This window comes from Pseudomonas sp. B2021, assembly GCF_018135665.1.
Lineage (GTDB): Bacteria > Pseudomonadota > Gammaproteobacteria > Pseudomonadales > Pseudomonadaceae > Aquipseudomonas > Aquipseudomonas lactis.
The window spans coordinates 228,217-253,002 of the sequence record NZ_SMOF01000001.1; the positions used below are offsets into that span (position 1 = coordinate 228,217).

Consider the following 24,786-nt stretch of genomic DNA (forward strand, 5'->3'; position numbering starts at 1 on the left):
TATCGCAGGCAAGCCAGCTCCCACAGTTCACCGATTTTCAACATGAGAATGCGGTCAACTGTGGGAGCTGGCTTGCCTGCGAAAGCAGTCTCAAGGCCGCTGCAAAAACGCCTGATGCATCTGGTCCAACGTCTCGAAATGCCAGGTCGGCGCCTCGGCATTCAGCTCTTCAAAACTACCAAACCCATACCCCACGGCGACCGAATCCAGCCCATTACTGCGTGCCCCGATCAGGTCATGCTTGCGATCACCGATCATCAAGGTGGTGGCCGGGTCCAGCCGTTCCTCACGCATCAAATGCGCGATCAACTCGACCTTGTTGGTACGCGTACCGTCCAACTCGCTGCCGTAGATCACCTTGAAGTGCTTGGCAAAGTCGAAATGCCGCGCAATCTCGCGGGCAAACTCCCACGGTTTGGAGGTGGCGACGTACAGCTGGCGCCCTTGGCTGTTCAGCTCTTCCAATAACGGCATGACCCCGTCGAACACGCGGTTTTCGTACAGGCCGGTAACCTTGAAGCGCTCACGGTAGAAATTCACCGCTTCCCACGCCTTGGCCTCGTCGAAGGCGTAAAACTGCATGAACGCCTGCAGCAAGGGCGGGCCGATGAAGTGTTCGAGCTTCCCCAGGTCGGGCTCATCAATGCCCAGTTTGGCCAGGGCGTACTGGATCGAACGGGTAATGCCCTCACGCGGGTCGGTGAGGGTACCGTCCAGGTCGAACAGGACGGTGGGGTGATGCAGGGTCATTGATCGAATCCTTCGGCCAGGTGCAGGTCTTTGAGTTTCACGTAGTTCGCCGCGCTGTAGGTGAAAAAGGCGCGCTCTTTGTCAGTCAATGCGCGAACCTGCTTCACCGGGCTGCCCACATACAAAAAACCGCTGTCGAGTTTCTTGCCTGGCGGCACCAGGCTGCCGGCGCCGATGATCACGTCGTCTTCGACCACGGCGCCATCCATCACAATACTGCCCATGCCGATCAGGACGCGGCTACCCACGGTGCAGCCATGCAGCATGACCTTATGAGCGATGGTCACGTCGTCGCCGATCAGCAACGGGTAACCCTGCGGATTGAACGGCCCGGCATGGGTAATGTGCAGCACGCAGCCATCTTGCACGCTGGTGCGGGCACCGATGCGGATGCGGTGCATGTCGCCGCGAATCACTGTCAGCGGCCAAACCGAGCTGTCAGTGCCGATTTCGACATCGCCGATCACCACCGCCGAAATATCGACAAACGCCCCGGCGCCGAGGGTTGGCGTGTGGTTCTGATAGGTGCGAAGGGTCACGATAGCCTCTCTCTGTTGTGCTGATAGCTGCGGTGGGTGTTGATTGTAATTAAGATGGCCCCATCTTTGTTCTACATGTTTCTTCAGCCAAGGTGCCCACCGTGAGCGCGAACAACCCTCTTTTGCAGTCCTACGACCTGCCGCCGTTCTCGGCGATCCGTGCCGAGCACGTGCAGCCGGCCATCGAACAGATCCTCGCCGACAACCGCGTGGCAATCGCAGAGATCCTGCAAAGCCAGGGTAAAAATCCGACGTGGGCCGGCCTGGTCCTGGCCATGGACGAACTCAATGATCGCCTGGGTGCGGCCTGGAGCCCGGTCAGCCACCTCAATGCCGTGTGCAACAGCGCCGAACTGCGCGAAGCCTATGAGGCGTGCCTGCCGGCCTTGAGCGCTTACTCTACCGAAATGGGCCAGAACCGTGAGCTGTTCCAGGCCTTCGAAGCCCTGGCCAACAGCCCGGAAGCTGCCGGTTTCGATGTGGCGCAAAAAACCATTCTGGAACACTCCCTGCGTGACTTCCGCCTGTCGGGTATCGACTTGCCGCCGGAGCAGCAAAAGCGCTACGCCGAGGTGCAGAGCAAGCTGTCCGAGCTGGGCAGCAAGTTCTCAAACCAGTTGCTGGACGCCACCCAGGCCTGGACCAAGCACGTCACCGATGAAGCCACCCTTGCCGGTCTGACCGACTCGGCCAAGGCACAAATGGCCGCCGCCGCCCAGGCCAAGGGCCTCGACGGCTGGCTGATCACCTTGGAATTCCCCAGCTACTACGCCGTCATGACCTACGCCCAGGACCGTGCCCTGCGTGAAGAGGTGTACGCCGCCTACTGCACCCGTGCGTCGGACCAAGGCCCGAATGCCGGTCAGAACGATAACGGCCCGGTGATGGAACAGATCCTCGACCTGCGTCAGGAACTGGCCCAATTGTTGGGTTATGCGTCCTTCTCCGAGCTGAGCCTGGCCACCAAGATGGCCGAGTCCAGCGACCAGGTGCTGAGCTTTCTGCGTGACCTGGCCAAGCGCAGCAAGCCGTTTGCCGCCCAGGACCTGCAACAGCTCAAGGCCTATGCCGCCGAGCAAGGCTGCCCTGATCTGCAAAGCTGGGACAGCGGTTTCTACGGCGAAAAACTGCGTGAGCAGCGCTACAGCGTGTCCCAGGAAGCGCTACGCGCCTACTTCCCCATCGACAAAGTGCTGGGCGGCCTGTTTGCCATTGTGCAGCGCCTGTACGGCATCGAGATTGCTGAGCTCAAAGGCTTCGACACCTGGCACCCGGATGTTCGTTTGTTCGAAATCAAGGAAAACGGCGAGCACGTCGGGCGTTTCTTCTTCGACCTGTACGCCCGCGCCAACAAGCGTGGCGGTGCCTGGATGGATGGCGCCCGTGACCGCCGCCGTACCGTTGATGGCGTGCTGCAAAGCCCCGTCGCCAACCTGGTGTGCAACTTCACCCCGGCCGACAGCGGCAAGCCTGCCCTGCTGACCCACGATGAAGTCACCACCCTGTTCCACGAATTCGGCCATGGCTTGCATCACCTGCTCACCCGCGTGGAACATGCCGGAGTATCCGGTATCAACGGTGTGGCGTGGGACGCGGTGGAACTGCCGAGCCAATTCATGGAGAACTGGTGCTGGGAGCCTGAAGGCCTGGCGCTGATCTCCGGCCACTACGAAACCGGCGAGCCCCTGCCCCAGGACCTGCTGGAGAAAATGCTCGCGGCGAAAAACTTCCAGTCCGGCCTGATGATGGTGCGTCAGCTGGAGTTCTCGCTGTTCGACTTTGAATTGCACGCCACCCATGGCGATGGTCGCAGTGTGGCCCAGGTGCTGGAAGGCGTGCGCGATGAAGTCTCGGTCATGCGCCCACCGGCCTACAACCGCTTCCCCAACAGCTTCGCGCACATCTTCGCCGGCGGTTATGCGGCGGGTTACTACAGCTACAAGTGGGCCGAAGTGCTGTCGGCGGACGCGTTCTCCAAGTTTGAAGAAGACGGCGTGCTCAATGCCCAGACCGGGCGGGCGTTCCGTGAAGCCATCCTGGCCCGTGGCGGTTCCCAGGCGCCGATGGTGCTGTTCGTCGACTTCCGCGGACGCGCGCCGTCGATTGACGCACTCTTGCGCCACAGCGGCCTGAGTGAGGACGCGGCAGCATGAGTGAAGGGCCTGTGATCACCAAAAAGCAATTTATCGCTGGGGCTGTCTGCCCGGCGTGCAGCGAGCCGGACAAGTTGAAGATGTGGACCGAAGACAACGTGCCGCACCGCGAGTGCGTGGCCTGCGGGTATACCGATACGCTGAATGATCAAGGCCTGTCGGTGCCCAAGGAATTGGGCACTAGGGTCAATACCACCGCGCTGAAAGCGCCGGCGGATCCTAAAGTGCAGGCAGTGCAGTTCTTCCCGAACCCGAAGCTGAAAAAAGACTAACCCCGCACCCCCTGTAGGAGCGAGCTTGCTCGCGAAAAACGTTAACGATAACGCGCGCTATCCTGGATAAGCGCGGTGCTGTTGAGTTTTTCGCGAGCAAGCTCGCTCCTACAGTTGTTTCTCTGCCTGGCCCGTTGTGGTGATCCAGTCTTTCATTGAGCACAACGCAAACGCGCTGGTGCTGCAATCCCCATTTGCTAAAGCTGTGCGCAACTTGTCGACATCGGCTTTCATCATGTAGCGAACGCCATCCTTGAAACCGTTGCTGCTGCCAAAGCCGCCCAAGGTCATCTCGTTCAGCGCATCCTCCTTGCTCCACCCCTGCACCACCACCCGATACATCGCTGCCATCAGGCCGGTGCGGTCGGCGCCGTGCTTGCAGTGCATCAACACCGGGCCATCGGCCTCTGCTGCCTGAATCGCCCTGATCGCCGCCAGCACGTCGGAATCGTCGACGTGGTTGGTGCGATAGCTCAACTGCACCTGTTTGATATCAGATGATTGGAGCCACTGCGCATCAGATTCCGGCAGGAAGTTGATGACCGTAGCGATCTTGAGCGTTTGCAACAGAGGCAGCGCACGCTCGTCCGGCAATGCACTGCGATAGAGCGTGGGTGTCATTTGATGCAGGTTGTATTGGTTACCCACCGGCTGGGCCCATTCCGGCGAGCGGATCGACGCAGCCTCATCGGCTTGTACGGTGTTGAGCAGGCTCATGAGCGCCAGGCCTAGAACGAGCAGTATGCGTGTGTTGAACATGAACGTTGTGACCGAGCGAGGAAGTGGCTGATGGGCCCCAGACTCACTCAAGGCGGGTCAATACGGCGTGAGGTCCGTGTCAAAGAATCGTGATGCTTGCGATCTGATCCGGTGTTTTTGTCGTCGAATTGACGCCTCTGAATTCTTAGCCTGCTATCATTTGTAACTAATGTTTGCCATTGTGCTGTATCTGCTTGGATCCAATTAGCCGCAAGCCTTCACGCTGCTCCCAGAAGCGGCGGATAAACCCGTGACCACATGATGAGGTGTACCCATGTCTGATCAAGATCAAGACAACCCCCGGCGTGACTTTTTACGCAAATCCTTGACCTTGATCCCGGTGGTCACGGTTGCCAGCACCGGCCTTGGCGGTTCGATGCTGATGGCCACGCCGGAACCGGCCCAGGCCGAACCGGCCAAGCCTGCGGTCAGCGATAAAGCCTACGAGCCGAGCTATTTCACAGCCGAGGAGTGGGCGTTTATCAACGCTGCCGTCGAGCGCTTGATTCCCGCTGACGCCCAGGGCCCAGGTGCCTTGGAGGCTAGCGCGCCGGAATACATCGACCGCCAGATGAACACTCCTTACGCCAGTGGCGCCCTGTGGTTCATGCAAGGCCCGTTCAACGCCGACGCGGCGCCGGAGATGGGCTGGCAGAGCAAGTTGGTGCCCAAGGAGATCTATCGCCTGGGCATTGCTGCCACGGATGCGTGGTCGAAAGCGTTCAACGGTAAAGCTTTTGCTGCGCAAGACAGCGCTACCCGAGACGATATGCTCAGGCGTCTGGAGGCTGGCGGCAGCGAAGTGGCGGCGCACTTCGACGCCGTGCCACCCAAGATGTTCTTTAACCTTTTGCTGCAAAACACCAAGGAAGGCTTCTTCTGCGACCCTATCCACGGTGGCAATAAAGGCATGGTCGGCTGGACCATGATCGGCTTCCCCGGCGCCCGCGCCGACTTCATGGATTGGGTGGAACGCAACGAGCAGTACCCCTTCCCGGCTGTTTCCATTCGCGGCGAGAGGGCATAAACGTGGCGACCATCATGAAGAAAGTGGATGCAGTGATTGTGGGCTTCGGCTGGACGGGCGCGATCATGGCCAAGGAGCTGACGGAAGCGGGCCTCAACGTGGTAGCGCTGGAGCGCGGCCCGATGCAGGACACTTACCCAGACGGCAACTATCCCCAGGTCATCGACGAATTGACCTACAGCGTGCGTAAGAAGCTGTTCCAGGACATCTCCAAAGAAACGGTGACCATTCGCCACAGCGTAAATGACGTCGCCCTGCCCAATCGTCAGTTGGGCGCTTTCTTGCCGGGTAATGGCGTGGGTGGTGCGGGGCTGCACTGGTCGGGCGTGCATTTTCGCGTCGACCCGATTGAGCTGCGCATGCGCAGCCATTACGAAGAGCGCTACGGGAAGAACTTCATTCCCAAGGACATGACCATCCAGGACTTCGGCGTCAGCTATGAAGAGCTGGAGCCGTTTTTCGACTATGCGGAAAAAGTCTTTGGCACCTCCGGCCAAGCCTGGACAGTCAAAGGCCAGTTAGTCGGAGAAGGCCGTGGCGGCAACCCCTACGCGCCGGATCGCTCCAACCCGTTCCCATTGGAGGCGCAGAAAAATACCGTCTCCGCCCAGCTGTTTCAGAAAGCGGCGACCGACGTAGGTTACAAACCTTACAACCTGCCGTCGGCCAACACGTCGGGGCCGTACACCAACCCCTACGGTGCGCAGATGGGCCCGTGCAACTTCTGCGGCTTTTGCAGTGGCTACGTGTGCTACATGTACTCCAAGGCCTCGCCGAACGTGAACATCTTGCCGGCCTTGCGCCAAGTGCCCAACTTCGAGCTGCGGCCCAATTCCCACGTGCTCAAGGTCAACCTCGACAGCACCAAGAAGAAAGCCACCGGCGTGACCTACATCGACGCCCAGGGCCGCGAATGCGAACAGCCGGCGGACCTGGTGATTCTTGGCGCCTTCCAGTTCCATAACGTGCGCCTGATGCTGCTGTCCGGCATCGGCAAACCCTACGACCCGATTACCAATGAAGGCGTGGTAGGCAGGAACTTCGCCTACCAGAACATGGGCACCATCAAGGCGTTCTTCGACAAGGACACCCACACCAACAACTTTATCGGTGCGGGCGGCAATGGCGTGGCCATCGACGACTTCAACGCCGACAACTTTGACCATGGCCCCCACGGCTTCGTGGGTGGTTCGCCGATGTGGGTCAACCAGGCGGGCAGCCGGCCGATTGCCGGTACGTCCAACCCGCCGGGCACGCCGGCCTGGGGCAGCGCCTGGAAGCGCGCCACCGCCGATTACTACACCCATCAGGTCTCTATGGACTCCCACGGTGCCCATCAGTCCTACCGCAGCAACTACCTGGATCTGGACCCGGTTTACCGCGATGCCTACGGTCTGCCGCTGCTGCGCATGACCTTCGACTGGCAAGAAAACGACATCAAGATGAACCGCTTCATGATGGAGAAAATGGGCAAAGTGGCCCAGGCCATGAACCCCAAGGCCATCGCCGTGCTGGGTAAAAAGGTCGGTGAGCATTTCAATACCGCCGCCTACCAGACCACCCACCTCAACGGTGGCGCGATCATGGGCACCGACCCGAAAACCAGTGCGTTGAACCGCTACTTGCAGAGCTGGGATGTGCACAACGTATTTGTCCCCGGTGCTTCCGCTTTCCCACAAGGGCTGGGCTACAACCCTACCGGCCTGGTGGCAGCGTTGACCTATTGGTCGGCGCGAGCGATTCGCGAGCAGTACCTCAAAAACCCCGGCCCACTGGTTCAGGCATAAGGAGCGATGACCATGAAAGCACTCGTTATCGCCTCCCTGGCGCTGTTCAGCAGCTGCTCGATCAGCGCCGCCGAAACCGATCTGATCAAGCAGGGTGAATACCTGGCACGCGCCGGCGACTGTGTCGCCTGCCATACCGCCAAGGGGGGCAAGCCCTTCGCTGGCGGCCTGCCGATGGAAACACCGATTGGCGTGATCTATTCCACCAACATCACCCCGGACAAGACCGGCCTGGGCGACTACAGCTTCGAGGATTTCGACAAGGCCGTGCGCCATGGCGTCGCCAAGAACGGTAGTACGCTTTACCCGGCGATGCCCTACCCGTCCTACGCACGCGTCAGCGACAGCGATATGCAAGCGCTGTATGCGTACTTCATGAAGGGGGTCGAACCGGTTGCCCAGGAAAACAAGGACAGCGATATTCCCTGGCCCCTGAGCATGCGTTGGCCGTTGGCGGCCTGGCGCTGGATGTTTGCCCCAGCGGTCGAGGCGCATCAGCCGCAAGCCGCTGTCGACCCGGTGATCGATCGCGGTGCCTACCTGGTGGAAGGTCTCGGACATTGCGGCGCCTGCCATACGCCGCGTGCCCTGACCATGCAGGAAAAGGCCTTGAGTGCCACGGACGGCAGCGCCTTCCTGTCTGGCAGTGCGCCGTTGGAAGGCTGGATTGCCAAAAGCCTGCGCGGCGACCACAAGGACGGCCTCGGCAGCTGGAGCGAGGAGCAACTGGTGCAGTTCCTCAAGACCGGTCGCAGCGACCGTAGCGCGGTATTCGGCGGCATGAGTGATGTGGTTGTGCACAGCATGCAGTACATGTCCCAAGAGGACCTGACCGCTATCGCCCGCTACCTCAAGAGCCTGCCGGCGGTCGATCCCAAGGACCAGCCGCACCAGTACGACAAGCAGGTAGCACAAGCGCTGTGGAAGGGCGATGACAGCAAGCCCGGTGCGTCGGTGTATATCGACAACTGCGCGGCTTGCCACCGTACCGATGGCCATGGCTATACGCGGGTATTCCCGGCGCTGGCGGGCAACCCGGTGTTGCAGACGGCAGATGCCACGTCGTTGATCAACATTGTGTTGAACGGCGGCACCTTGCCGGCCACCCATGCGGCGCCGTCAACCTTCACCATGCCGGCGTTCGCCTGGCGTCTGTCGGACCAGGAAGTGGCGGATGTGGTGAGTTTTATCCGTGGCAGCTGGGGCAACCAGGGCGCGCCGGTCAAGGCCAGCGATGTGGCGGATCTGCGCAAAAACGATCTGCACACCACCTCGGGCGATGACTTGGGCCAGGTGACGCAAAAGCACTGATAAGTTCGCTGGCCGCCCAACGGCACTGGTCAGAAACCTCGCGCCTCGATACTGTATATAAAAACAGTATCGAGGCGTTTTCATGTCTACTGCGCTGCCGCCCCGTGGCCGGGGTACGGCCACCAACCTGCACAATCGGTTTGCACCCACCGTCAGCGTGGCTGAGGACGACGGTTGGTACCAGGAAGTGCCGCCGACCCAAGGCACCGAAGTGCGTATCGAAACGGCCAAGACCATCATCACCCGCAACAACTCGCCGGACTTGCCGTTTGATCGGTCCATCAACCCGTATCGCGGTTGTGAGCATGGTTGCATCTACTGCTATGCGCGGCCCAGCCATGCCTATTGGGACATGTCGCCCGGGCTGGACTTTGAAACCAAATTGATTGCCAAGAGCAACGCGGCTGATGTGCTGGAGCAGCAGTTGTCCAAGCCGGGCTACGTGTGCGCACCGATCAACCTGGGCTCCAATACCGATCCGTACCAGCCAATCGAGCGTGAATACCGGATTACCCGGCAAACCCTTGAGGTACTGCTGCGCTACCGGCACCCGGTGACCATCATCACCAAGGGTTCGTTGATCCTGCGTGACCTCGACTTGCTGACCGAGTTGGCCCGCCAGCGCCTGGTGGCGGTGATGATCAGCCTCACCAGCCTGGACGACGAGCTCAAGCGCATCCTGGAACCGCGCACGGCAGCGCCCAAGGCGCGGCTGCGGGCGATTCGGGTAATGCGCGACGCGGGTATCCCGGTGGGCGTGCTGTGCTCGCCAATGATCCCGATGATCAACGACAGCGAGCTGGAGAGCCTGCTTACCGAAGCTCACGCGGCCGGCGCACAAAGCGCGGCGTATATGATGCTGCGCCTGCCGTTGGAGGTGGCGCCGTTGTTCGAGGAGTGGCTGGTGGCCCATTACCCCCAGCGAGCGGCCCATGTGATGAGCCTGGTGCGCCAGGTACGCGGGGGTGAGGTGTATGACAGCCGGTTTGGCGTGCGCATGCGCGGTGAGGGGCCGTTTGCCGATTTGCTGGCGCAGCGGTTCACCAAGGCAATCAAACGCCTGGGGCTGAATCGGCGGGAAGGGTTCAACCTCGATTGCACGGCGTTTTGCCCACCGGGCAGGCAGATGGCTTTGTTGTAGACTGAGGGACAGACGTGCACCTTTGCTGTAGCAATAGTCGCGTTTTGACATCACTGAAACCCGCGTTCTAGAGCGGTTCATTCAGTTTGAGTTAAGTTTCGGCGGTTACCTTGTTCAGCGAGTGACTGATGAGTCGGCGGCCTGGCCGGTGCTTGTTTTACAACTATTTCACCGCCATGGCGTCGAACTGACCTGAACCCTCCCCTGCATTGATCAAGAGGATGAATCATGAGTGACAAGGATAAACAGCCGTTGGCTGCGTCGGCTTCAGCCCCTCAGGTGGCGGAATCCGCCGATGCAGCGCTGCAGCATATCGTTGACGGCTTTTTGCATTTCCATCACGACGTCTTCCCCCAGCAGGAAGAACTCTTCAAGAAACTCGCCACTGCCCAGAGCCCACGGGCAATGTTCATCACCTGCGCCGACTCGCGCATCGTGCCCGAGCTGATCACTCAAAGCTCCCCAGGCGACCTGTTCGTGACCCGTAACGTCGGCAACGTGGTGCCGCCCTACGGCCAGATGAACGGCGGTGTTTCCACCGCTATCGAGTACGCGGTGCTCGCCCTTGGCGTACAGCACATCATCGTGTGCGGGCATTCGGACTGCGGCGCCATGCGTGCCGTGCTCAACCCCGACAGCCTGGAAAAGATGCCAACGGTCAAGGCCTGGCTGCGTCACGCCGAGGTCGCCAAGACCATGGTCCATGACAACTGCGACTGCGCCAACGAAGGCGAGAGCATGGCGGTGCTGACCGAAGAAAACGTCATCGCCCAACTGCAACACTTGCGCACCCACCCTTCCGTGGCTTCGCGCATGGCCAATGGTCATTTGTTTATCCATGGTTGGATCTACAACATCGAGACCAGCGAAATACGGGCCTACGATGCGGACAAAGCGGCGTTCCGACCGCTGAACGGCACCGAGCCGATCCCTTCAGCGACGCCTAAAGCGCGCTTCTAAAACACTTCCCTGCCGGGTAATGCGGTGGCTGCCATGGATGCAGCCAGGCTTTACCGCGCCCGGCGAATGCCTCGGGAGAGTCATCATGCGTGCTGCTCAATTGAAAGCTGTATTGCCACGGGAGCTGCTCGCCTCGGTGGTTGTTTTTCTGGTCGCCTTGCCACTGTGCATGGGCATCGCGATTGCGTCCGGCATGCCGCCGGCCAAGGGCCTGATCACGGGCATCATCGGTGGCCTGGTGGTGGGCTGGCTGGCCGGCTCGCCGCTGCAAGTCAGCGGCCCGGCGGCGGGTCTGGCGGTGTTGGTGTTCGAGTTGGTGCGCCAGCACGGCATGCTGATGCTGGGGCCGATCCTGCTGCTGGCCGGCTTCCTGCAATTGGTGGCCGGGCGTTTGCGCCTGGGCTGCTGGTTTCGCGTCACCGCGCCGGCGGTAGTCTATGGCATGTTGGCCGGGATTGGCGTGTTGATCGTGTTGTCGCAGATTCATGTGATGCTCGACGGCGCGCCCAAGCCGTCCGGGCTGGATAACCTGGCAGGCTTCCCGGCAGCGTTGGCTGAAGCAATTCCGACCTTCGGCGGCGGGCTCGGTTGGCAGGCTGGCGTGCTCGGCCTGTCGACGATGTTGGTGATGTACCTGTGGGACAAATTCCGCCCGCAACCACTACGGTTTGTGCCCGGTGCGCTGCTTGGCGTGGGCCTGGCGACCGTCGCCAGCCTGCTGCTGGCGCTGCAGGTCAAGCGCGTGGAAGTTCCGGAAAACCTGGCGGACGCTATCGACTGGCTGCGCCCCAGCGACCTGCTGAACCTGGCTGATCCACAGCTGCTGATCGCGGCGTTCGCCGTGGCGTTTATTGCCAGTGCCGAAACCCTGCTGTCTGCCGCAGCGGTGGACCGCATGCACAGTGGTCAACGTTCCGACTTCGATAAGGAATTGTCGGCCCAAGGTGTAGGCAACATGCTTTGCGGCCTGGTTGGCGCCTTGCCAATGACTGGCGTGATCGTACGCAGCTCGGCGAACGTCCAAGCGGGTGCTACCACGCGTCTGTCGGCGATGTTCCATGGCCTGTGGCTGCTGGGTTTCGTGCTCTTGCTGTCGAGCGTGCTGCAGAGCATTCCGGTCGCGAGCCTGGCGGGTGTGCTGGTGTACACCGGCATCAAGCTGGTAGACGTCAAGGCGTTCAAGGCGCTGGGGCGCTATGGTCGGATGCCGATGTTCACCTATGCGGCCACCGCGCTGGCAATCATCTTTACCGATTTGCTGACCGGCGTGCTGGTGGGCTTTGGGCTGACGCTGGTGAAGTTGGCGTTCAAGGCGTCGCGTCTTAAAGTCAGCCTTGTTGACCTGCCTCAGGAAGGTGAAATGGAGCTGCGTTTGACGGGGGCGGCGACCTTTCTGAAGGTGCCGGCGTTGACTCAGGTGCTGTCGGCGGTGCCTGCGGGGACCACCTTGCATGTGCCGCTGAGTAACTTGAGTTACATCGACCACTCTTGCCTGGAGTTGCTGGAAGAATGGGGCCGGGCCAATGCAGCCAAGGGCTCGACGTTGGTGATCGAGGCGCGTGGGTTGAAGCGTCGGCTGGAAGGTCGGGTGAGAACGACAGTGGGGATCGGCTCAGCGCCTGCCTGACCCCTCAAAAAACTGTGGGAGCCGGGCTTGCCCGCGATGGCGGTGGTTCAGTCAACTAATCTGTTGGCTGATACTCCGCCAATCGCGGGCAAGCCCGGCTCCCACAGTTGATCTTTGTAAGCCGGACGATTTACGCAGGTTGATCCAGCGACAGCTCAACCCCAAGCTGGCGCGACAGGCACGGCCAGCGCTTCCAGGACGCTTCGGTCTGCGGGCTCTTGAGCTGCTCGCGATAGGCCTCGACCGACTCCAGCGCAAAGCTTTCCTCGTTAAGCATCTCATCCACCGCCAGGTGCACGGCTTCATCCAACTGGTTGGCGAAGTCTTCGCCGATCAGTTGATGGGCGATCACGTTGGCCACGGTGGTATCCGCTGGAATCAACGGCTGGCCAAAATGCTTGATATACAGATCGTTTACTTCTTCGACCAGGCGATGCGCCAGGTAGGCCTCATCCAGCAGGCCATCAAGGCCGTCGTGGCCGGCCAGAATCGCTGGCGGCTGCAGGAAGAAATGTTCAGCGATTTTCAGTACCGGTTTGATCTGGCTTTCAATCCCGGCCTCACGGGCCACGTCATTGGCGGCGTCGAGCAAATCAGGAACCAGGTCGATGTAAGCGGTCACAAAACGGGTCATGACCATGTTGCGATCACCGTCAGCCAGGGCGATGGACGAATGCAGGTGCGGCACTTGTTTTTTCAGCTGGCTGACGAGCTGGCCGGTGCTGGCTTCGTGTTGATGGGCACGGGAAATCTGCTCGCGCAATGCGGCGGTGTTCATGAGGGCTCCAGTGAAGCAGGCGTAGGAAAAGGGAGAAGATAAGGTAGTTCGTTTATACGAGCGCCTAAGACGCATTTGTCATAATTATTTCATGGTTATAGGCAGGGGTTATATCGAAATGCCATCGTTCGTCGGATAAACGATTCCGCTGCCTATTTTACGGGCTCCGTCTGTCTGTTTCTATTCATTTGCCCCCACACATTGCGGGGTTGCTACGGCTGTCTATACTCGATTTTGTACGCAATTAGCTGATGACGCCCAACTGCATGACGCAGGCAAGGCTTGGCGGTTGTAAGCAGTATGGAAGCCGCTCCCTTCGCCGCAGGTGCAAACCGGCGGGATAACAAGAAACATAAAGGGGAACCCGCAATGACGCGACATCCACACGTTTGGATGGGCCTCCTGGTGTGGTCGGTATTCGGCCAGGCGCACGCCGCCTGGACTACGAATATGGCGCCAGGGGCTACTGAAGTCAGCCACGCTGTGTTTGACCTGCACATGACCATTTTCTGGATTTGTGTGGTGATCGGCATCGTCGTGTTTGGCGCGATGTTCTGGTCAATGATCCTGCACCGCCGGTCTACGGGCCAGGTAGCGGCCAAGTTCCACGAAAGCACCACCGTGGAAATCCTCTGGACCGTGGTGCCCTTGCTGATTCTGGTGGCCATGGCCATTCCGGCCACCAAGACCCTGATCAACATCTACGACAGCAGTGAATCGGATATCGATATCCAGGTCACCGGCTATCAGTGGAAGTGGCATTACAAATACCTGGGGCAGGATGTGGAGTTCTTCAGCAACCTGGCCACGCCCGCCGAGCAGATCCATAACCAGGCTACCAAGGGTGAACACTACCTGTTGGAAGTCGACCAGCCGCTGGTATTGCCGGTGGGTGCCAAGGTGCGCTTTCTGGTGACCGCCGCCGATGTGATCCACTCATGGTGGGTACCGGCCTTCGCGGTCAAGCGCGACGCCATCCCCGGCTTCGTCAACGAGGCCTGGACCCGCGTCGAGAAGCCCGGCATCTATCGTGGCCAGTGCGCCGAACTGTGTGGCAAGGACCATGGCTTCATGCCCATCGTGGTTGAGGTCAAGTCCAAGGCTGACTACGACACCTGGCTGGGCGAGCGCAAGGAGGAGGCGGCCAAGCTCAAGGAACTGACCTCCAAGGAGTGGACACTGGACGAACTGGTGGCTCGTGGCGACAAGGTCTATCACACCACCTGCGTGGCCTGTCACCAAGCCGAGGGCCAAGGCTTGCCACCGATGTTCCCGGCGCTCAAGGGCTCGAAAATCGCCACGGGGCCGGCCAAAGACCATCTGAGCATCGTGTATCACGGCAAGCCCGGCACCGCGATGGCAGCTTTCGGCAAGCAGCTCTCGGAAGTGGATATCGCCGCTGTGGTGACCTATGAGCGTAACGCCTGGGGTAATAACAAAGGCGACATGGTCACGCCCAAAGACGTGCTGGCTCTGAAACAGGCCCAAAGCAAATGACTACTTTCATTGCCAATGCCCTGAATCGCCCCGCTCACTCGCTTGCAGGAGAACGGCCATGAGCACTGTGATCGACCATGGTCATGCCGACCATGCCCACGGCCCCGCCAAGGGTCTGATGCGCTGGGTGCTGACCACCAACCACAAAGACATCGGCACCATGTACCTGTGGTTCGCCTTCACCATGTTCCTGCTCGGTGGCTCGTTCGCCATGGTGATCCGCGCCGAGCTGTTCCAGCCGGGCCTGCAGATTGTGCAGCCGGCGTTCTTCAACCAGATGACCACCATGCACGGCCTGATCATGGTGTTCGGCGCAGTGATGCCGGCGTTCGTCGGCCTGGCCAACTGGATGATCCCGCTGATGATCGGCGCGCCGGACATGGCCCTGCCGCGCATGAACAATTTCAGTTTCTGGCTGCTGCCGGCGGCGTTTCTGCTGTTGGTGTCTACCTTGTTCACGCCCGGCGGTGGGCCGAACTTCGGCTGGACCTTTTACGCCCCGCTCTCCACCACCTATGCGCCGGAAAGCGTGACGTTCTTTATCTTTGCCATCCACCTGATGGGCATCAGTTCGATCATGGGCGCGATCAACGTGGTCGCCACCATCCTCAACCTGCGCGCGCCGGGCATGACCCTGATGAAAATGCCGCTGTTCGTGTGGACCTGGCTGATCACCGCGTTCCTGCTGATCGCGGTGATGCCGGTACTGGCGGGCTGCGTGACCATGATGCTGATGGATATCCACTTCGGCACCAGCTTCTTCAGCGCGGCCGGTGGTGGCGATCCGGTGCTGTTCCAGCATGTGTTCTGGTTCTTCGGGCATCCCGAGGTGTACATCATGATCCTGCCGGCCTTTGGCGCGGTCAGCTCGATCATCCCGACCTTCTCGCGCAAGCCGCTGTTCGGTTACACCTCGATGGTCTACGCCACCGCGAGCATCGCGTTCCTGTCATTCATCGTGTGGGCACACCATATGTTCGTGGTGGGCATTCCGCTGGTGGGTGAGCTGTTCTTCATGTACGCCACCCTGCTGATCGCCGTACCCACGGGGGTGAAGGTATTCAACTGGGTCAGCACCATGTGGCAAGGCTCACTGACGTTCGAGACGCCGATGTTGTTTGCGGTGGCCTTTGTGATCCTGTTTACCATTGGCGGCTTCTCCGGGCTGATGCTGGCGATTGCCCCGGCGGACTTCCAGTACCACGACACCTACTTTGTGGTGGCGCATTTCCATTACGTACTGGTGCCCGGCGCGATCTTCGGAATCTTCGCCTCGGCCTACTACTGGCTGCCGAAATGGACCGGCCACATGTACGACGAAACCCTGGGCAAGCTGCACTTCTGGTTGTCTTTCGTGGGCATGAACATGGCGTTCTTCCCCATGCACTTCGTGGGGCTGGCCGGTATGCCGCGTCGGGTGCCGGACTACAACCTGCAGTTCGCTGACTTCAACATGGTCTCGTCCATCGGTGCCTTCATGTTCGGCGCCACGCAGATCTTCTTCCTGTTCATTGTCATCAAGTGCATCCGTGGCGGCCCGCCTGCGCCGGCCAAGCCGTGGGATGGCGCCGAGGGCCTGGAATGGAGCGTGCCCTCGCCCGCGCCGTATCACACCTTCACCACGCCGCCGGAGGTCAAATGAAGCCCTCCCTATACTCCTCCTGTGGGAGCGGGCTTGCCCGCGATGGCGGTATGTCAGGCGCTGAATCTCCCGACTTTGAGGTCCTCATCGCAGGCAAGCCAGCTCCCACAGAAAGTCCAAAGCCAGGTGGGCGCCATGGCTGACTCCGTACCGCTCAAGCGCCTGGTCACCCGCCTGCTGATTTTGGTGTTGGCGATGTTCGCCTTCGGCTTCGCCCTGGTGCCGATCTATGACGTGATGTGCAAGGCGTTCGGCATCAACGGCAAGACCGCCGGCCAGTACGAGGGCGAGCAAATGGTCGACCCCTCGCGCCAGGTGCGCGTGCAGTTTCTGTCCACCAACGCCATCGACATGGTCTGGGAGTTTCATTCCAAGGCTGACGAGATTGTGGTCAACCCCGGAGCAGTCAACGAGATGCTGTTCGTGGCCTACAACCCCACCGATAAGCCGATGACCGCCCAGGCGATACCCAGCATTTCCCCGGCCGAGGCGGCGATGTACTTCCACAAGACCGAATGCTTTTGCTTCACCCAGCAAGTGTTGCAGCCCGGTGAGCGCATTGAGATGCCCGTACGTTTCATCGTCGATCGCGCGATGCCCAAGGATGTGAAGCATTTGACCCTGGCGTACACGCTGTTCGATATCACTGCGCGCCAGCCGCCCGTGGCCGTCAGGACCGGGGGCTAGCTACTGTTTGCCCCCTCAATCAGGAGAGCGAATACATGTCGAATCATGATACGTACTACGTACCGGCGCAAAGCAAATGGCCGATAATTGCCACGATTGGCCTGCTGGTCACCGTGTATGGCCTGGCCGTGTGGTTCAACGACTTGAAGGCCGCGCGGGCCGAATCCCACGGGCCGTGGATCTTTTTCGTCGGCGGTTTGCTGCTGGCCTACATGCTGTTTGGCTGGTTTGGCGCGGTGATCAAGGAAAGTCGTGCCGGGCTGTACAGCGCGCAGATGGACCGCTCGTTCCGCTGGGGCATGACCTGGTTCATCTTTTCGGAGGTGATGTTCTTCATCGCCTTTTTTGGTGCGCTGTTCTACGTGCGCGTCTGGGCTGGGCCTTGGTTGGCGGGCGAGGGCCCCAAGGGCATTGCCCATATGCTGTGGCCGAACTTTGAGTTTGCCTGGCCCCTGCTGAACAACCCCGACCCCAAGCTCTACCCAGCGCCCAAAGGCACCATCAGCCCCTGGGGCCTGCCGTTGGTCAACACCATCCTGCTGGTGAGCTCCAGCGTGACCATCACCATCGCCCACCATGCCCTGCGCAAAGGCCATCGCGGCGCGCTGAAACTCTGGCTGGCGATCACCGTGCTGCTGGGCCTGGCGTTTCTTGGGTTCCAGGCTGAGGAATACATCCACGCCTATAAAGAGTTGGGCCTTACCCTGGGCTCAGGCGTGTACGGCGCGACGTTCTTCATGCTCACGGGCTTTCACGGCGCCCACGTGACCATCGGCACCATTATTTTGTTTGTGATGCTGATGCGCATCCTGCGTGGGCATTTCAATGCCGAGCACCAGTTCGGTTTCGAGGCGGCCAGTTGGTATTGGCACTTTGTGGACGTGGTGTGGATCGGGCTGTTTTTCTTTGTCTATGTGCTGTGACGCCGCTTACCACGGCGCATGAGAGACCAGTTGGCCGCTGAAAAAGCCCCAGGCGATCAAGCCCACGGTGATCACGGCCAGCGTGACACGCACGGTCAAGGCGGTGACGAGGCGGTTGGAGTTGCCCTCGTCCTTGACCAGGAAGAACAAGCCACTGAACAGGCTCACGACGGTCGCGATCAGCATCAGGGCAATGGCGGCTTTGAGCATGGTCTGGCTCCGGGCTTATTGGGAGAGGGGCGATGAGATCGAGTATAGCCAGTGCCCTGCAGCGCTTTCGTCCGGGCATCGCGCCGACGCTGGTGGTGCTGGTGTTGCTGCCATTGATGGTCGGCCTGGGGTTTTGGCAACTGGCCCGTGGGCACGAAAAGCAACTGCTGGTAGACCGTTATGCCGAGCGCCGCGCCGCCGAGCCGGTCAGCAGTGCGCAGCTCAATGACATGGCTGATCCAGCCTTCCGTCGCGTTCACCTTCGCGGGCAACTGGATGGTGAACACAGCGTATTGCTGGATAACCGCATGCGTGACGGCAAGGCCGGTGTCGAGCTGCTGCAGCCTTTTCATGATCAGGCCAGCGGCCTGTGGCTGTTGCTCAATCGTGGCTGGCTGCCTTGGCCAGACCGGCGTATCGCGCCCGCCTTTACTACCCCTGAACAGACGCTGAACCTCGACGCCTGGGTGTACGTCACCCCCGGCGAGACCTTCCAACTGCATGCCGACCCGGCCAGCACGCAATGGCCGCGCCTGCTTACCGCACTGCACCCCGACGCGCTGTGGGACGAACTGGGGCGCAGCGGTTTTGCCTATGAGCTGCGTGCCGAAGCGGGCCCCGATACCTACGAAACCAGCTGGCCCGTGGTCGCCATGGGCCCGGAAAAACACCTGGCCTACGCCGTGCAATGGTTCGCCATGGCCGTGGCGTTGCTGGCGCTTTACCTCTACCTCGGATGGCATAACAAAAAGGAGAAGCCCCATGGGAGCGGCCATGAATCCACCCAGCACATCTGACACGCTTGATCGGCGCAAGGGTCGCTGGCAGCTGATTTTGATCCTGATGATGGTGATCGGCCCGATGGCGCTGGCCACCTTTATGTACAAATTGCAGTTCTGGGTGCCGGACAGCCGCAGCTACCACGGCGAACTGATCGGCAACGGCCAGACCCGCGCCGACATTGGTGTGCAGGCCGATGAACAGCGTTGGCAACTGCTGGTCACCGCCCCCGCCGCCTGCGCTGCCGAGTGCCAGCAACTGGTGTACCTGGCGCGCCAGCTGCAGATCAGCCTTGGCCGTGATGCGTCTCGTGCCAGCCATGCCCTGGCCGGCGCGCAACCTTTGAGCCGCGAATACGAGGCCAAGCTCAAGGCTGAATATCCACAGCTGCAGCGCTACCCGCTGGATGTGTCGACCTTTGCCAGGAACGCTGCCGCGCCTGGTGAGGCACAACTGTGGATCGTCGACCCCCACGGCAATCTGGTGCTGCGCTATGACGCCAAGGTCAAGGGCAAGGACTTGCTCAACGACCTGCGCTTGCTGCTGAAACTGTCGAACATCGGATAAGGGCACCGTCATGGCCAAGCCTGGATTTCGCCTCGCGCTGTTTGCCACCTTACTGGCGTTGCTTGTCGTGCTGCTCGGCGCCTATACCCGCCTGACCCACGCCGGCCTCGGCTGCCCGGACTGGCCGGGTTGCTACGGCTTTATCAGCGTGCCCCAAAGCGAAGCCCAACTGGCCCATGCCGAGTTGCACTTTCCCGACACGCCGGTGGAGGCCGACAAAGGCTGGGCCGAGATGACCCATCGCTACTTCGCTGGCAGCCTGGGCCTCTTGATCGCGCTGCTGGCGGCGCGTTCGTGGCGTCATCGGCGTGATCCGGGCCAGCCAGTGAAGCTGCCGCTGTTCCTGCTGACGGTGGTGTTGGCCCAGGCGGCGTTTGGCATGTGGACCGTGACCTTGAAGCTCTGGCCGCAAGTGGTCACCGGGCACCTGTTGGGCGGCTTTGCGACCTTGAGCCTGCTGTTTCTGCTGACCCTGCGGCTGTCCGGCGTACTGCCGGCGCTGGTCGTGCCCAAGCGCCTGCAATATTGGGCGACGGCGGGCCTGGTGCTGGTGATCGGGCAGATCGCCCTGGGCGGCTGGGTCAGTTCCAACTACGCGGCAGTGGCCTGTGTCGATTTGCCCACCTGCCATGGCCAGTGGTGGCCGGCAGCGGACTTCGCCAATGGTTTTCACCTGACCCAGCACATCGGCCCCAATTACCTGGGGGGCCAGCTCGACAGCGAAGCGCGCACTGCCATCCACCTGACGCATCGCATCGGCGCCGTGCTGGTCACGCTGGTGCTGCTCGGTTTGGCCTGGCAACTGCGGGCAGTGGGGATGACGCGCCTGGCCGGTCTGCTGTTGATCGCCCTGGCCGCGCAGATCTGCCTGGGGCTGAGCAATGTGGCGTTCGGCCTGCCGTTACCGGTGGCGGTCGCGCACAACGCTGGCGGGGCAACGTTGTTGTTGACGCTGGTGCTGGTCAATTATCACGCGCGCACCAGCCTGGTTCGGGTGCGTCACCCGCGTCTGTTCGGTTGGCGTTTTATCCCGCGCAAACAGGTGTCGGGCCTGATCACCCTTAAAGGAGAACTGCCATGGCGACCGTGATCGGCGCACGTCGCGACCGGGCGATCTGGCGTGACTATCTGGAGCTGACCAAGCCCAAAGTGGTGGTGCTGATGCTGATCACCTCGCTGGTGGGCATGTTCCTCGCCACCCGCGCCGGGGTGCCCTGGACAGTGCTGGTGTTCGGCAACCTCGGCATTGCCCTGTGTGCCGGCGGCGCGGCGGCGGTCAATCATGTGGTGGATCGACGGATTGATGCCGTGATGGCGCGCACTCACAAGCGGCCGATGGCTGAGGGGCGTGTCTCGCCGATGGCGGCGTTAGCGTTTGCGTTGTTCCTGGCGATTGCAGGGTTGGCCCTGCTGCTGGCGTTCACCAACCCGCTGGCGGCCTGGCTGACCTTGGCTTCGCTGCTGGGTTATGCGGTGATCTACACCGGCTTTCTCAAGCGGGCGACTCCGCAGAATATCGTCATCGGCGGTCTGGCCGGTGCGGCGCCGCCGCTGCTGGGCTGGGTGGCTGTCACCGGGCATGTGGGTGCCGAACCCTTGCTGCTAGTGCTGATCATCTTCGCCTGGACCCCGCCACACTTCTGGGCCCTGGCCATTCACCGCAAAGAGGAATACGCCAAGGCCGACATCCCGATGCTGCCGGTCACCCATGGCGAGCACTACACCAAGGTGCATATCCTGCTGTACACCTTCGCCCTGCTGGCGGTGAGCCTGATGCCCTACGTTATCCACATGAGCGGGCTGCTCTACCTGGCCTGTGCGCTGGTGTTGGGGGCGCGCTTTCTGCAATGGGCCTGGGTGTTGTACCGTGGCAGCCAGCCGCACGCGGCGATCAACACGTTCAAGTACTCTATCTGGTACTTGCTGCTGCTGTTTATCGCCCTGCTCGTAGACCACTACTTATTGTTGAACCTATGACTCGAACTCAAAAAACCGTCTTCATCCTCGTGGCCCTGGTGGCGTTGATCATGGGCCTGACCGTCAACAAAGTGCTCTCGGGCAAAGGCCAGGGCGACCCCACTGCGCTGATCGACGCCGGCATCATTCTGCTGCCGCAAAGCCGCCAGTTGCCAGCGGTGACCATGACCAATCAGGAAGGCCAGCCGGTGGTGGTCAACGAGTTGAAGGGCAAGTGGAGCCTGCTGTTTTTTGGCTACACCTTCTGCCCGGATATCTGCCCAACCACCCTCGCCCAGCTTCGCCAGATCAAGAGCGAGCTGCCCCAAGAGGCTGTGGATAAGTTGCAGGTGATCCTGGTCAGCGTCGATCCGCACCGCGATACTCCGGCGCAGCTCAAGCAGTATCTGGGTTACTTTGATCCGCAGTTCCAAGGCCTGACTGGCGCGAATGTGGAGGATGTGCAGAAGGTTTCGAATGCGGTGAGCATTCCCTTCATTCCGGCGGATACCAGCAAGCCGAACTACACCGTCGACCACAGCGGTAACCTGGCACTGATCGGCCCGGATGGGACGCAGCGTGGGTTTATTCGTGCGCCGTTGAACAACCAGAAGCTGGTGGCGCAGTTGCCGGGGTTGCTACAGCGCAAGTGAGCACCTGATGATCGTTCCAACGCTCTGCGTGGGAATGCAGTTAGGGACGCTCTGCGTCCCCAAGCGTGACGCAGAGCGTCACAAGAGGCGTTCCCACGCGGAGCGTGGGAACGATCAGATCAGGAGAGATCAGAACGCCGGCTTGATCGCGCCTTTGTACTTCTCTTCGATGAATTTCTTCACTTCAGGCGTGTGCAGAGCTGCGACCAGCTTCTTCACCGCGTCCGCATCCTTGTTGTCTTCGCGGGTTACCAGGATGTTCACGTAAGGCGAATCGCTGCCTTCGATCACCAGGGCATCCTTGGATGGGTCCAGCTTGGCTTCCAGGGCGTAGTTGGTGTTGATCAGCGCCAGGTCGACCTGGGTCAGCACGCGCGGCAGGGTGGCGGCTTCCAGTTCGCGGAATTTCAGGTTTTTATCGTTGCCGGTGATGTCCTTGATGGTCGACAGGATGTTGGTCGGGTCCTTCAGGGTGATCAGGCCGTTCTTGGCCAGCAGTAACAGCGCACGACCACCGTTGGTGGCGTCGTTCGGAATCACCACGTTGGCGCCGTCAGGCAGGTCGGCCAATTTTTTGTACTTGCTGGAGTAAGCGCCCAGAGGCTCCAGGTGCACCGCGCCGACGCTCACCAGGTGAGTGCCTTTGGCCTTGTTGAATTCATCCAGGTACGGCTGGTGCTGGAAGAAGTTGGCATCCAGGCGCTTTTCAGCCACCTGTACGTTCGGCTGCACGTAGTCGGTGAAGACTTTGACGTTCAGGTCCACGCCTTCTTTGGCCAGGGCAGGCTTCACGAATTCGAGGATTTCGGCGTGAGGCACCGGCGAAGCAGCGACCGTAATGGTCTCGGCGTGGGCGGAAAACGCAGCCACGGCGGCGAAAGCAACCAGTAGTTTTTTCATCCAGCAAGCTCCTTGTTCGGGCATCTGCCGGCTGTGTGCCGGCAATGGCCGTTATTTACGAGAAAAATGCACCACCAGCCGGTCGCCGACGGTTTGCAGAATTTGCACAAGAATCAACAGCATCACCACGGTGACCACCATCACATCGGTCTGGAAGCGCTGGTAGCCAAAACGGATTGCCAGGTCGCCCAGGCCGCCAGCACCGACCACACCCGCCATTGCGGTGTAGGAAACCAGTGTAATCGCCGTCACCGTAATCGCTGCGAAGATGCCAGGGCGGGCTTCGGGCAACAGGGCGTTGGTGATGATCTGGCGGGTGGTAGCACCCATGGCCTGGGTGGCTTCGATGATGCCACGGTCCACTTCGCGCAGGGCTGTTTCCACCAGGCGCGCAAAGAATGGCGTGGCGCCGACGACCAGCGGTGGGATCGCGCCGGCGACACCCAGCGACGTGCCGGTGATCAGTACCGTGAATGGAATCATCACGATCAGCAGGATGATGAACGGTAGCGAGCGCAAGATATTCACGATCAGCGACAGCAGCGCGTACAGGCCTTTTTGTTCGAACAGCTGGCGCGGGCTGGTCAGGAACAACAGCACGCCCAGGGGCAGGCCCAGCAGCACGGTGAAGAACAGCGAGCCGAACAGCATGGTCATGGTATCGCCGGTGGCGAGCCAGATTTCAGACCAGTCGATATTGGCGAAGAAGCTCAGGAAAACGTCCATCAGCGCAGGACCTCCATGTGAACGTCGGCGGCGGTGAAGCGTGCAAACGCAGCGTCCATGTCACCGCCGGTGACGGCGAGGGTCAGTTGCCCGTAAGGGATGTCTTTGATGCGGTCGATACGACCGGCAAGGATGCTGTAGTCCACCCCGGTTTCCCGTGCGACGGTCCCCAGCAGTGGCGCGTAGGTCGCGTCCCCTTGGAACGTCAGGCGCACGATACGGCCTGGCACATGGGCAAAGTCGTCGCGCTGCTCGCCTTCGTCCACCTGTTCGGCTTCTTGTACAAAGCGTTTGGTGGTCGGGTGCTTGGGGTGCAGGAACACGTCGGCCACCGAGCCTTGCTCGACGATCACCCCGGCGTCCATCACCGCGACCTGGTCGCATACGCGGCGGATCACGTCCATTTCATGGGTGATCAACACGATGGTCAGGTTCAGCTCGCGGTTGATCTCGGCCAGCAGTTGCAGGACCGACGCCGTGGTTTGCGGGTCGAGGGCGCTGGTGGCTTCGTCGCACAGCAGGATTTTTGGCTTGGTCGCCAGGGCTCGGGCGATGCCGACGCGCTGTTTCTGGCCGCCGGACAACTGCGCCGGGTACTTCTTGGCGTGGTCCGACAAGCCGACGCGGGCGAGCAGCTCAGCCACACGCTGGTCGATTTCCTTGCGCGACAGTTCGCCGGCGAGCGTCAGCGGCAGCGCGACGTTGTCGGCCACGGTCTTGGACGCCAGCAAGTTGAAGTGCTGGAAGATCATGCCGACCTGCTGGCGAAAGCGCCGCAGGCCGTTGGCGTCCAGCGCAGTGACTTCTTCGCCATCCACCTTGATCTGGCCACCACTGGGCTCTTCCAGGCGGTTGATCAGGCGCAGCAGGGTGCTTTTACCGGCACCCGAGTGGCCAATCAGGCCAAACACCTGGCCGTTCTCGACGCGCAGGCTGGTGGGGTGCAGGGCGGGGATATCCTTACCGGCGACGCGGTAGGTTTTATGGACGTTTTGAAACTCGATCACGTAGCGAACCTTGTGGGGCGCATTGAAAAGGGATCAGCGGTTAGCCGGGCGCGCATTTTAGCCTGTCCGTATAGCGTTTCTTAGCATTTATTTCGTATTCATCCAGTCATTTGGCAATAACGCGATCAAAGGTC

At 60.8% G+C, this 24,786-nt stretch carries 25 protein-coding genes; 17 read left to right on the top strand and 8 right to left on the bottom strand.

Annotated features, from left to right (window positions below; translation table 11 throughout):
- Nucleotides 1–90: 90 nt before the first annotated feature.
- Both E1K68_RS01005 and E1K68_RS01010 read right to left on the bottom strand, forming a co-directional pair.
- Nucleotides 91–750 (bottom strand): HAD family hydrolase, encoded by a 660-nt coding sequence (locus E1K68_RS01005; protein WP_094773969.1) that lies wholly within the window; start codon nucleotides 748–750, stop codon nucleotides 91–93.
- Nucleotides 747–1,289, bottom strand: a complete 543-nt coding sequence (locus E1K68_RS01010; RefSeq protein ID WP_003187318.1) for a gamma carbonic anhydrase family protein — start codon at nucleotides 1,287–1,289, stop codon at nucleotides 747–749. Before E1K68_RS01010 ends, E1K68_RS01005 begins: the two co-directional genes overlap by 4 nt.
- A gap of 101 nt (nucleotides 1,290–1,390) precedes the next feature.
- On the opposite strand from E1K68_RS01010, the gene prlC reads away from it, so the two are divergent.
- Both prlC and E1K68_RS01020 read left to right on the top strand, forming a co-directional pair.
- On the top strand, nucleotides 1,391–3,442 hold the full coding sequence (gene prlC / locus E1K68_RS01015; protein ID WP_003187320.1) for an oligopeptidase A: 2,052 nt from the start codon (nucleotides 1,391–1,393) through the stop codon (nucleotides 3,440–3,442).
- Nucleotides 3,439–3,714: a YheV family putative zinc ribbon protein gene (locus E1K68_RS01020; RefSeq protein ID WP_003187322.1), complete on the top strand. Its 276-nt coding sequence runs from the start codon at nucleotides 3,439–3,441 to the stop codon at nucleotides 3,712–3,714. Before prlC ends, E1K68_RS01020 begins: the two co-directional genes overlap by 4 nt.
- Before the next feature lie 108 nt (nucleotides 3,715–3,822).
- Here the strand turns inward: E1K68_RS01020 and E1K68_RS01025 are convergent, their stop codons facing one another.
- Nucleotides 3,823–4,473: a dual specificity protein phosphatase family protein gene (locus E1K68_RS01025; RefSeq protein WP_034134457.1), complete on the bottom strand. Its 651-nt coding sequence runs from the start codon at nucleotides 4,471–4,473 to the stop codon at nucleotides 3,823–3,825.
- Nucleotides 4,474–4,747: 274 nt separating this feature from the next.
- Here E1K68_RS01025 and E1K68_RS01030 point away from each other — a divergent pair, with 274 nt between their 5' ends.
- The 6 genes from E1K68_RS01030 (at nucleotide 4,748) to E1K68_RS01055 (ending at nucleotide 12,326) form a co-directional block, all read left to right on the top strand.
- Complete coding sequence (locus E1K68_RS01030) at nucleotides 4,748–5,500, top strand: gluconate 2-dehydrogenase subunit 3 family protein (RefSeq protein ID WP_212613677.1); 753 nt, start codon at nucleotides 4,748–4,750, stop codon at nucleotides 5,498–5,500.
- Between the two features lie 2 nt (nucleotides 5,501–5,502).
- Nucleotides 5,503–7,287, top strand: a complete 1,785-nt coding sequence (locus tag E1K68_RS01035; RefSeq protein ID WP_003187327.1) for a GMC family oxidoreductase — start codon at nucleotides 5,503–5,505, stop codon at nucleotides 7,285–7,287.
- 12 nt (nucleotides 7,288–7,299) lie between these two features.
- Nucleotides 7,300–8,598 (top strand): cytochrome c, encoded by a 1,299-nt coding sequence (locus E1K68_RS01040; RefSeq protein ID WP_212613678.1) that lies wholly within the window; start codon nucleotides 7,300–7,302, stop codon nucleotides 8,596–8,598.
- A gap of 82 nt (nucleotides 8,599–8,680) precedes the next feature.
- Nucleotides 8,681–9,739: a PA0069 family radical SAM protein gene (locus tag E1K68_RS01045; protein WP_003187330.1), complete on the top strand. Its 1,059-nt coding sequence runs from the start codon at nucleotides 8,681–8,683 to the stop codon at nucleotides 9,737–9,739.
- Between the two features lie 228 nt (nucleotides 9,740–9,967).
- Nucleotides 9,968–10,699, top strand: a complete 732-nt coding sequence (locus E1K68_RS01050) for a carbonic anhydrase (RefSeq protein WP_003187331.1) — start codon at nucleotides 9,968–9,970, stop codon at nucleotides 10,697–10,699.
- Between the two features lie 85 nt (nucleotides 10,700–10,784).
- On the top strand, nucleotides 10,785–12,326 hold the full coding sequence (locus E1K68_RS01055) for a SulP family inorganic anion transporter (protein WP_212613679.1): 1,542 nt from the start codon (nucleotides 10,785–10,787) through the stop codon (nucleotides 12,324–12,326).
- 130 nt (nucleotides 12,327–12,456) lie between these two features.
- Here E1K68_RS01055 and E1K68_RS01060 read toward each other — a convergent pair whose 3' ends face one another.
- Nucleotides 12,457–13,104 carry a hypothetical protein gene (locus E1K68_RS01060; protein WP_003187334.1) on the bottom strand — a complete coding sequence of 216 codons (648 nt, stop codon included), beginning with the start codon at nucleotides 13,102–13,104 and terminating at the stop codon, nucleotides 12,457–12,459.
- Nucleotides 13,105–13,473: 369 nt separating this feature from the next.
- Here E1K68_RS01060 and coxB point away from each other — a divergent pair, with 369 nt between their 5' ends.
- The 4 genes from coxB to E1K68_RS01080 all read left to right on the top strand — a co-directional run bounded on the left by coxB (nucleotide 13,474) and on the right by E1K68_RS01080 (nucleotide 17,853).
- A complete protein-coding gene (gene coxB / locus E1K68_RS01065; RefSeq protein WP_003187336.1) occupies nucleotides 13,474–14,601 on the top strand; it encodes a cytochrome c oxidase subunit II in 1,128 nt (375 codons plus the stop codon).
- A 58-nt stretch (nucleotides 14,602–14,659) separates the two neighbouring features.
- Nucleotides 14,660–16,243: a cytochrome c oxidase subunit I gene (gene ctaD, locus E1K68_RS01070; protein ID WP_003187339.1), complete on the top strand. Its 1,584-nt coding sequence runs from the start codon at nucleotides 14,660–14,662 to the stop codon at nucleotides 16,241–16,243.
- Between the two features lie 135 nt (nucleotides 16,244–16,378).
- Nucleotides 16,379–16,930, top strand: coding sequence for a cytochrome c oxidase assembly protein (locus E1K68_RS01075; protein ID WP_003187340.1), 552 nt, complete (start codon nucleotides 16,379–16,381; stop codon nucleotides 16,928–16,930).
- Between the two features lie 35 nt (nucleotides 16,931–16,965).
- The gene (locus E1K68_RS01080) at nucleotides 16,966–17,853 is read left to right on the top strand and encodes a cytochrome c oxidase subunit 3 (protein WP_212613680.1); all 888 of its coding nucleotides are present in this window, start codon (nucleotides 16,966–16,968) and stop codon (nucleotides 17,851–17,853) included.
- 6 nt (nucleotides 17,854–17,859) lie between these two features.
- Here the strand turns inward: E1K68_RS01080 and E1K68_RS01085 are convergent, their stop codons facing one another.
- A complete protein-coding gene (locus E1K68_RS01085) occupies nucleotides 17,860–18,063 on the bottom strand; it encodes a twin transmembrane helix small protein (protein WP_003187345.1) in 204 nt (67 codons plus the stop codon).
- A 32-nt stretch (nucleotides 18,064–18,095) separates the two neighbouring features.
- Here E1K68_RS01085 and E1K68_RS01090 point away from each other — a divergent pair, with 32 nt between their 5' ends.
- Genes E1K68_RS01090 through E1K68_RS01110 form a run of 5 tightly spaced genes read left to right on the top strand, consistent with a single transcriptional unit; the run spans nucleotide 18,096 to nucleotide 22,019 of the window.
- Nucleotides 18,096–18,860, top strand: coding sequence for an SURF1 family protein (locus E1K68_RS01090; RefSeq protein WP_192002124.1), 765 nt, complete (start codon nucleotides 18,096–18,098; stop codon nucleotides 18,858–18,860).
- Nucleotides 18,826–19,410: a hypothetical protein gene (locus E1K68_RS01095; protein ID WP_003187348.1), complete on the top strand. Its 585-nt coding sequence runs from the start codon at nucleotides 18,826–18,828 to the stop codon at nucleotides 19,408–19,410. Before E1K68_RS01090 ends, E1K68_RS01095 begins: the two co-directional genes overlap by 35 nt.
- 10 nt (nucleotides 19,411–19,420) lie before the next feature.
- Nucleotides 19,421–20,500, top strand: coding sequence for a COX15/CtaA family protein (locus E1K68_RS01100; RefSeq protein WP_003187349.1), 1,080 nt, complete (start codon nucleotides 19,421–19,423; stop codon nucleotides 20,498–20,500).
- On the top strand, nucleotides 20,488–21,387 hold the full coding sequence (gene cyoE / locus E1K68_RS01105) for a heme o synthase (RefSeq protein ID WP_057710650.1): 900 nt from the start codon (nucleotides 20,488–20,490) through the stop codon (nucleotides 21,385–21,387). The genes E1K68_RS01100 and cyoE overlap by 13 nt, the downstream gene beginning before the upstream one ends.
- Nucleotides 21,384–22,019 (top strand): SCO family protein, encoded by a 636-nt coding sequence (locus E1K68_RS01110; RefSeq protein ID WP_120247388.1) that lies wholly within the window; start codon nucleotides 21,384–21,386, stop codon nucleotides 22,017–22,019. The genes cyoE and E1K68_RS01110 overlap by 4 nt, the downstream gene beginning before the upstream one ends.
- A 129-nt stretch (nucleotides 22,020–22,148) precedes the next feature.
- Here the strand turns inward: E1K68_RS01110 and E1K68_RS01115 are convergent, their stop codons facing one another.
- Genes E1K68_RS01115 through E1K68_RS01125 form a run of 3 tightly spaced genes read right to left on the bottom strand, consistent with a single transcriptional unit; the run spans nucleotide 22,149 to nucleotide 24,652 of the window.
- Nucleotides 22,149–22,919, bottom strand: a complete 771-nt coding sequence (locus E1K68_RS01115; protein ID WP_034134153.1) for a MetQ/NlpA family ABC transporter substrate-binding protein — start codon at nucleotides 22,917–22,919, stop codon at nucleotides 22,149–22,151.
- A 51-nt stretch (nucleotides 22,920–22,970) separates the two neighbouring features.
- Nucleotides 22,971–23,645 carry a methionine ABC transporter permease gene (locus tag E1K68_RS01120; RefSeq protein ID WP_003187354.1) on the bottom strand — a complete coding sequence of 225 codons (675 nt, stop codon included), beginning with the start codon at nucleotides 23,643–23,645 and terminating at the stop codon, nucleotides 22,971–22,973.
- The gene (locus tag E1K68_RS01125; RefSeq protein ID WP_003187356.1) at nucleotides 23,645–24,652 is read right to left on the bottom strand and encodes a methionine ABC transporter ATP-binding protein; all 1,008 of its coding nucleotides are present in this window, start codon (nucleotides 24,650–24,652) and stop codon (nucleotides 23,645–23,647) included. Before E1K68_RS01125 ends, E1K68_RS01120 begins: the two co-directional genes overlap by 1 nt.
- Nucleotides 24,653–24,786: the final 134 nt, after the last annotated feature.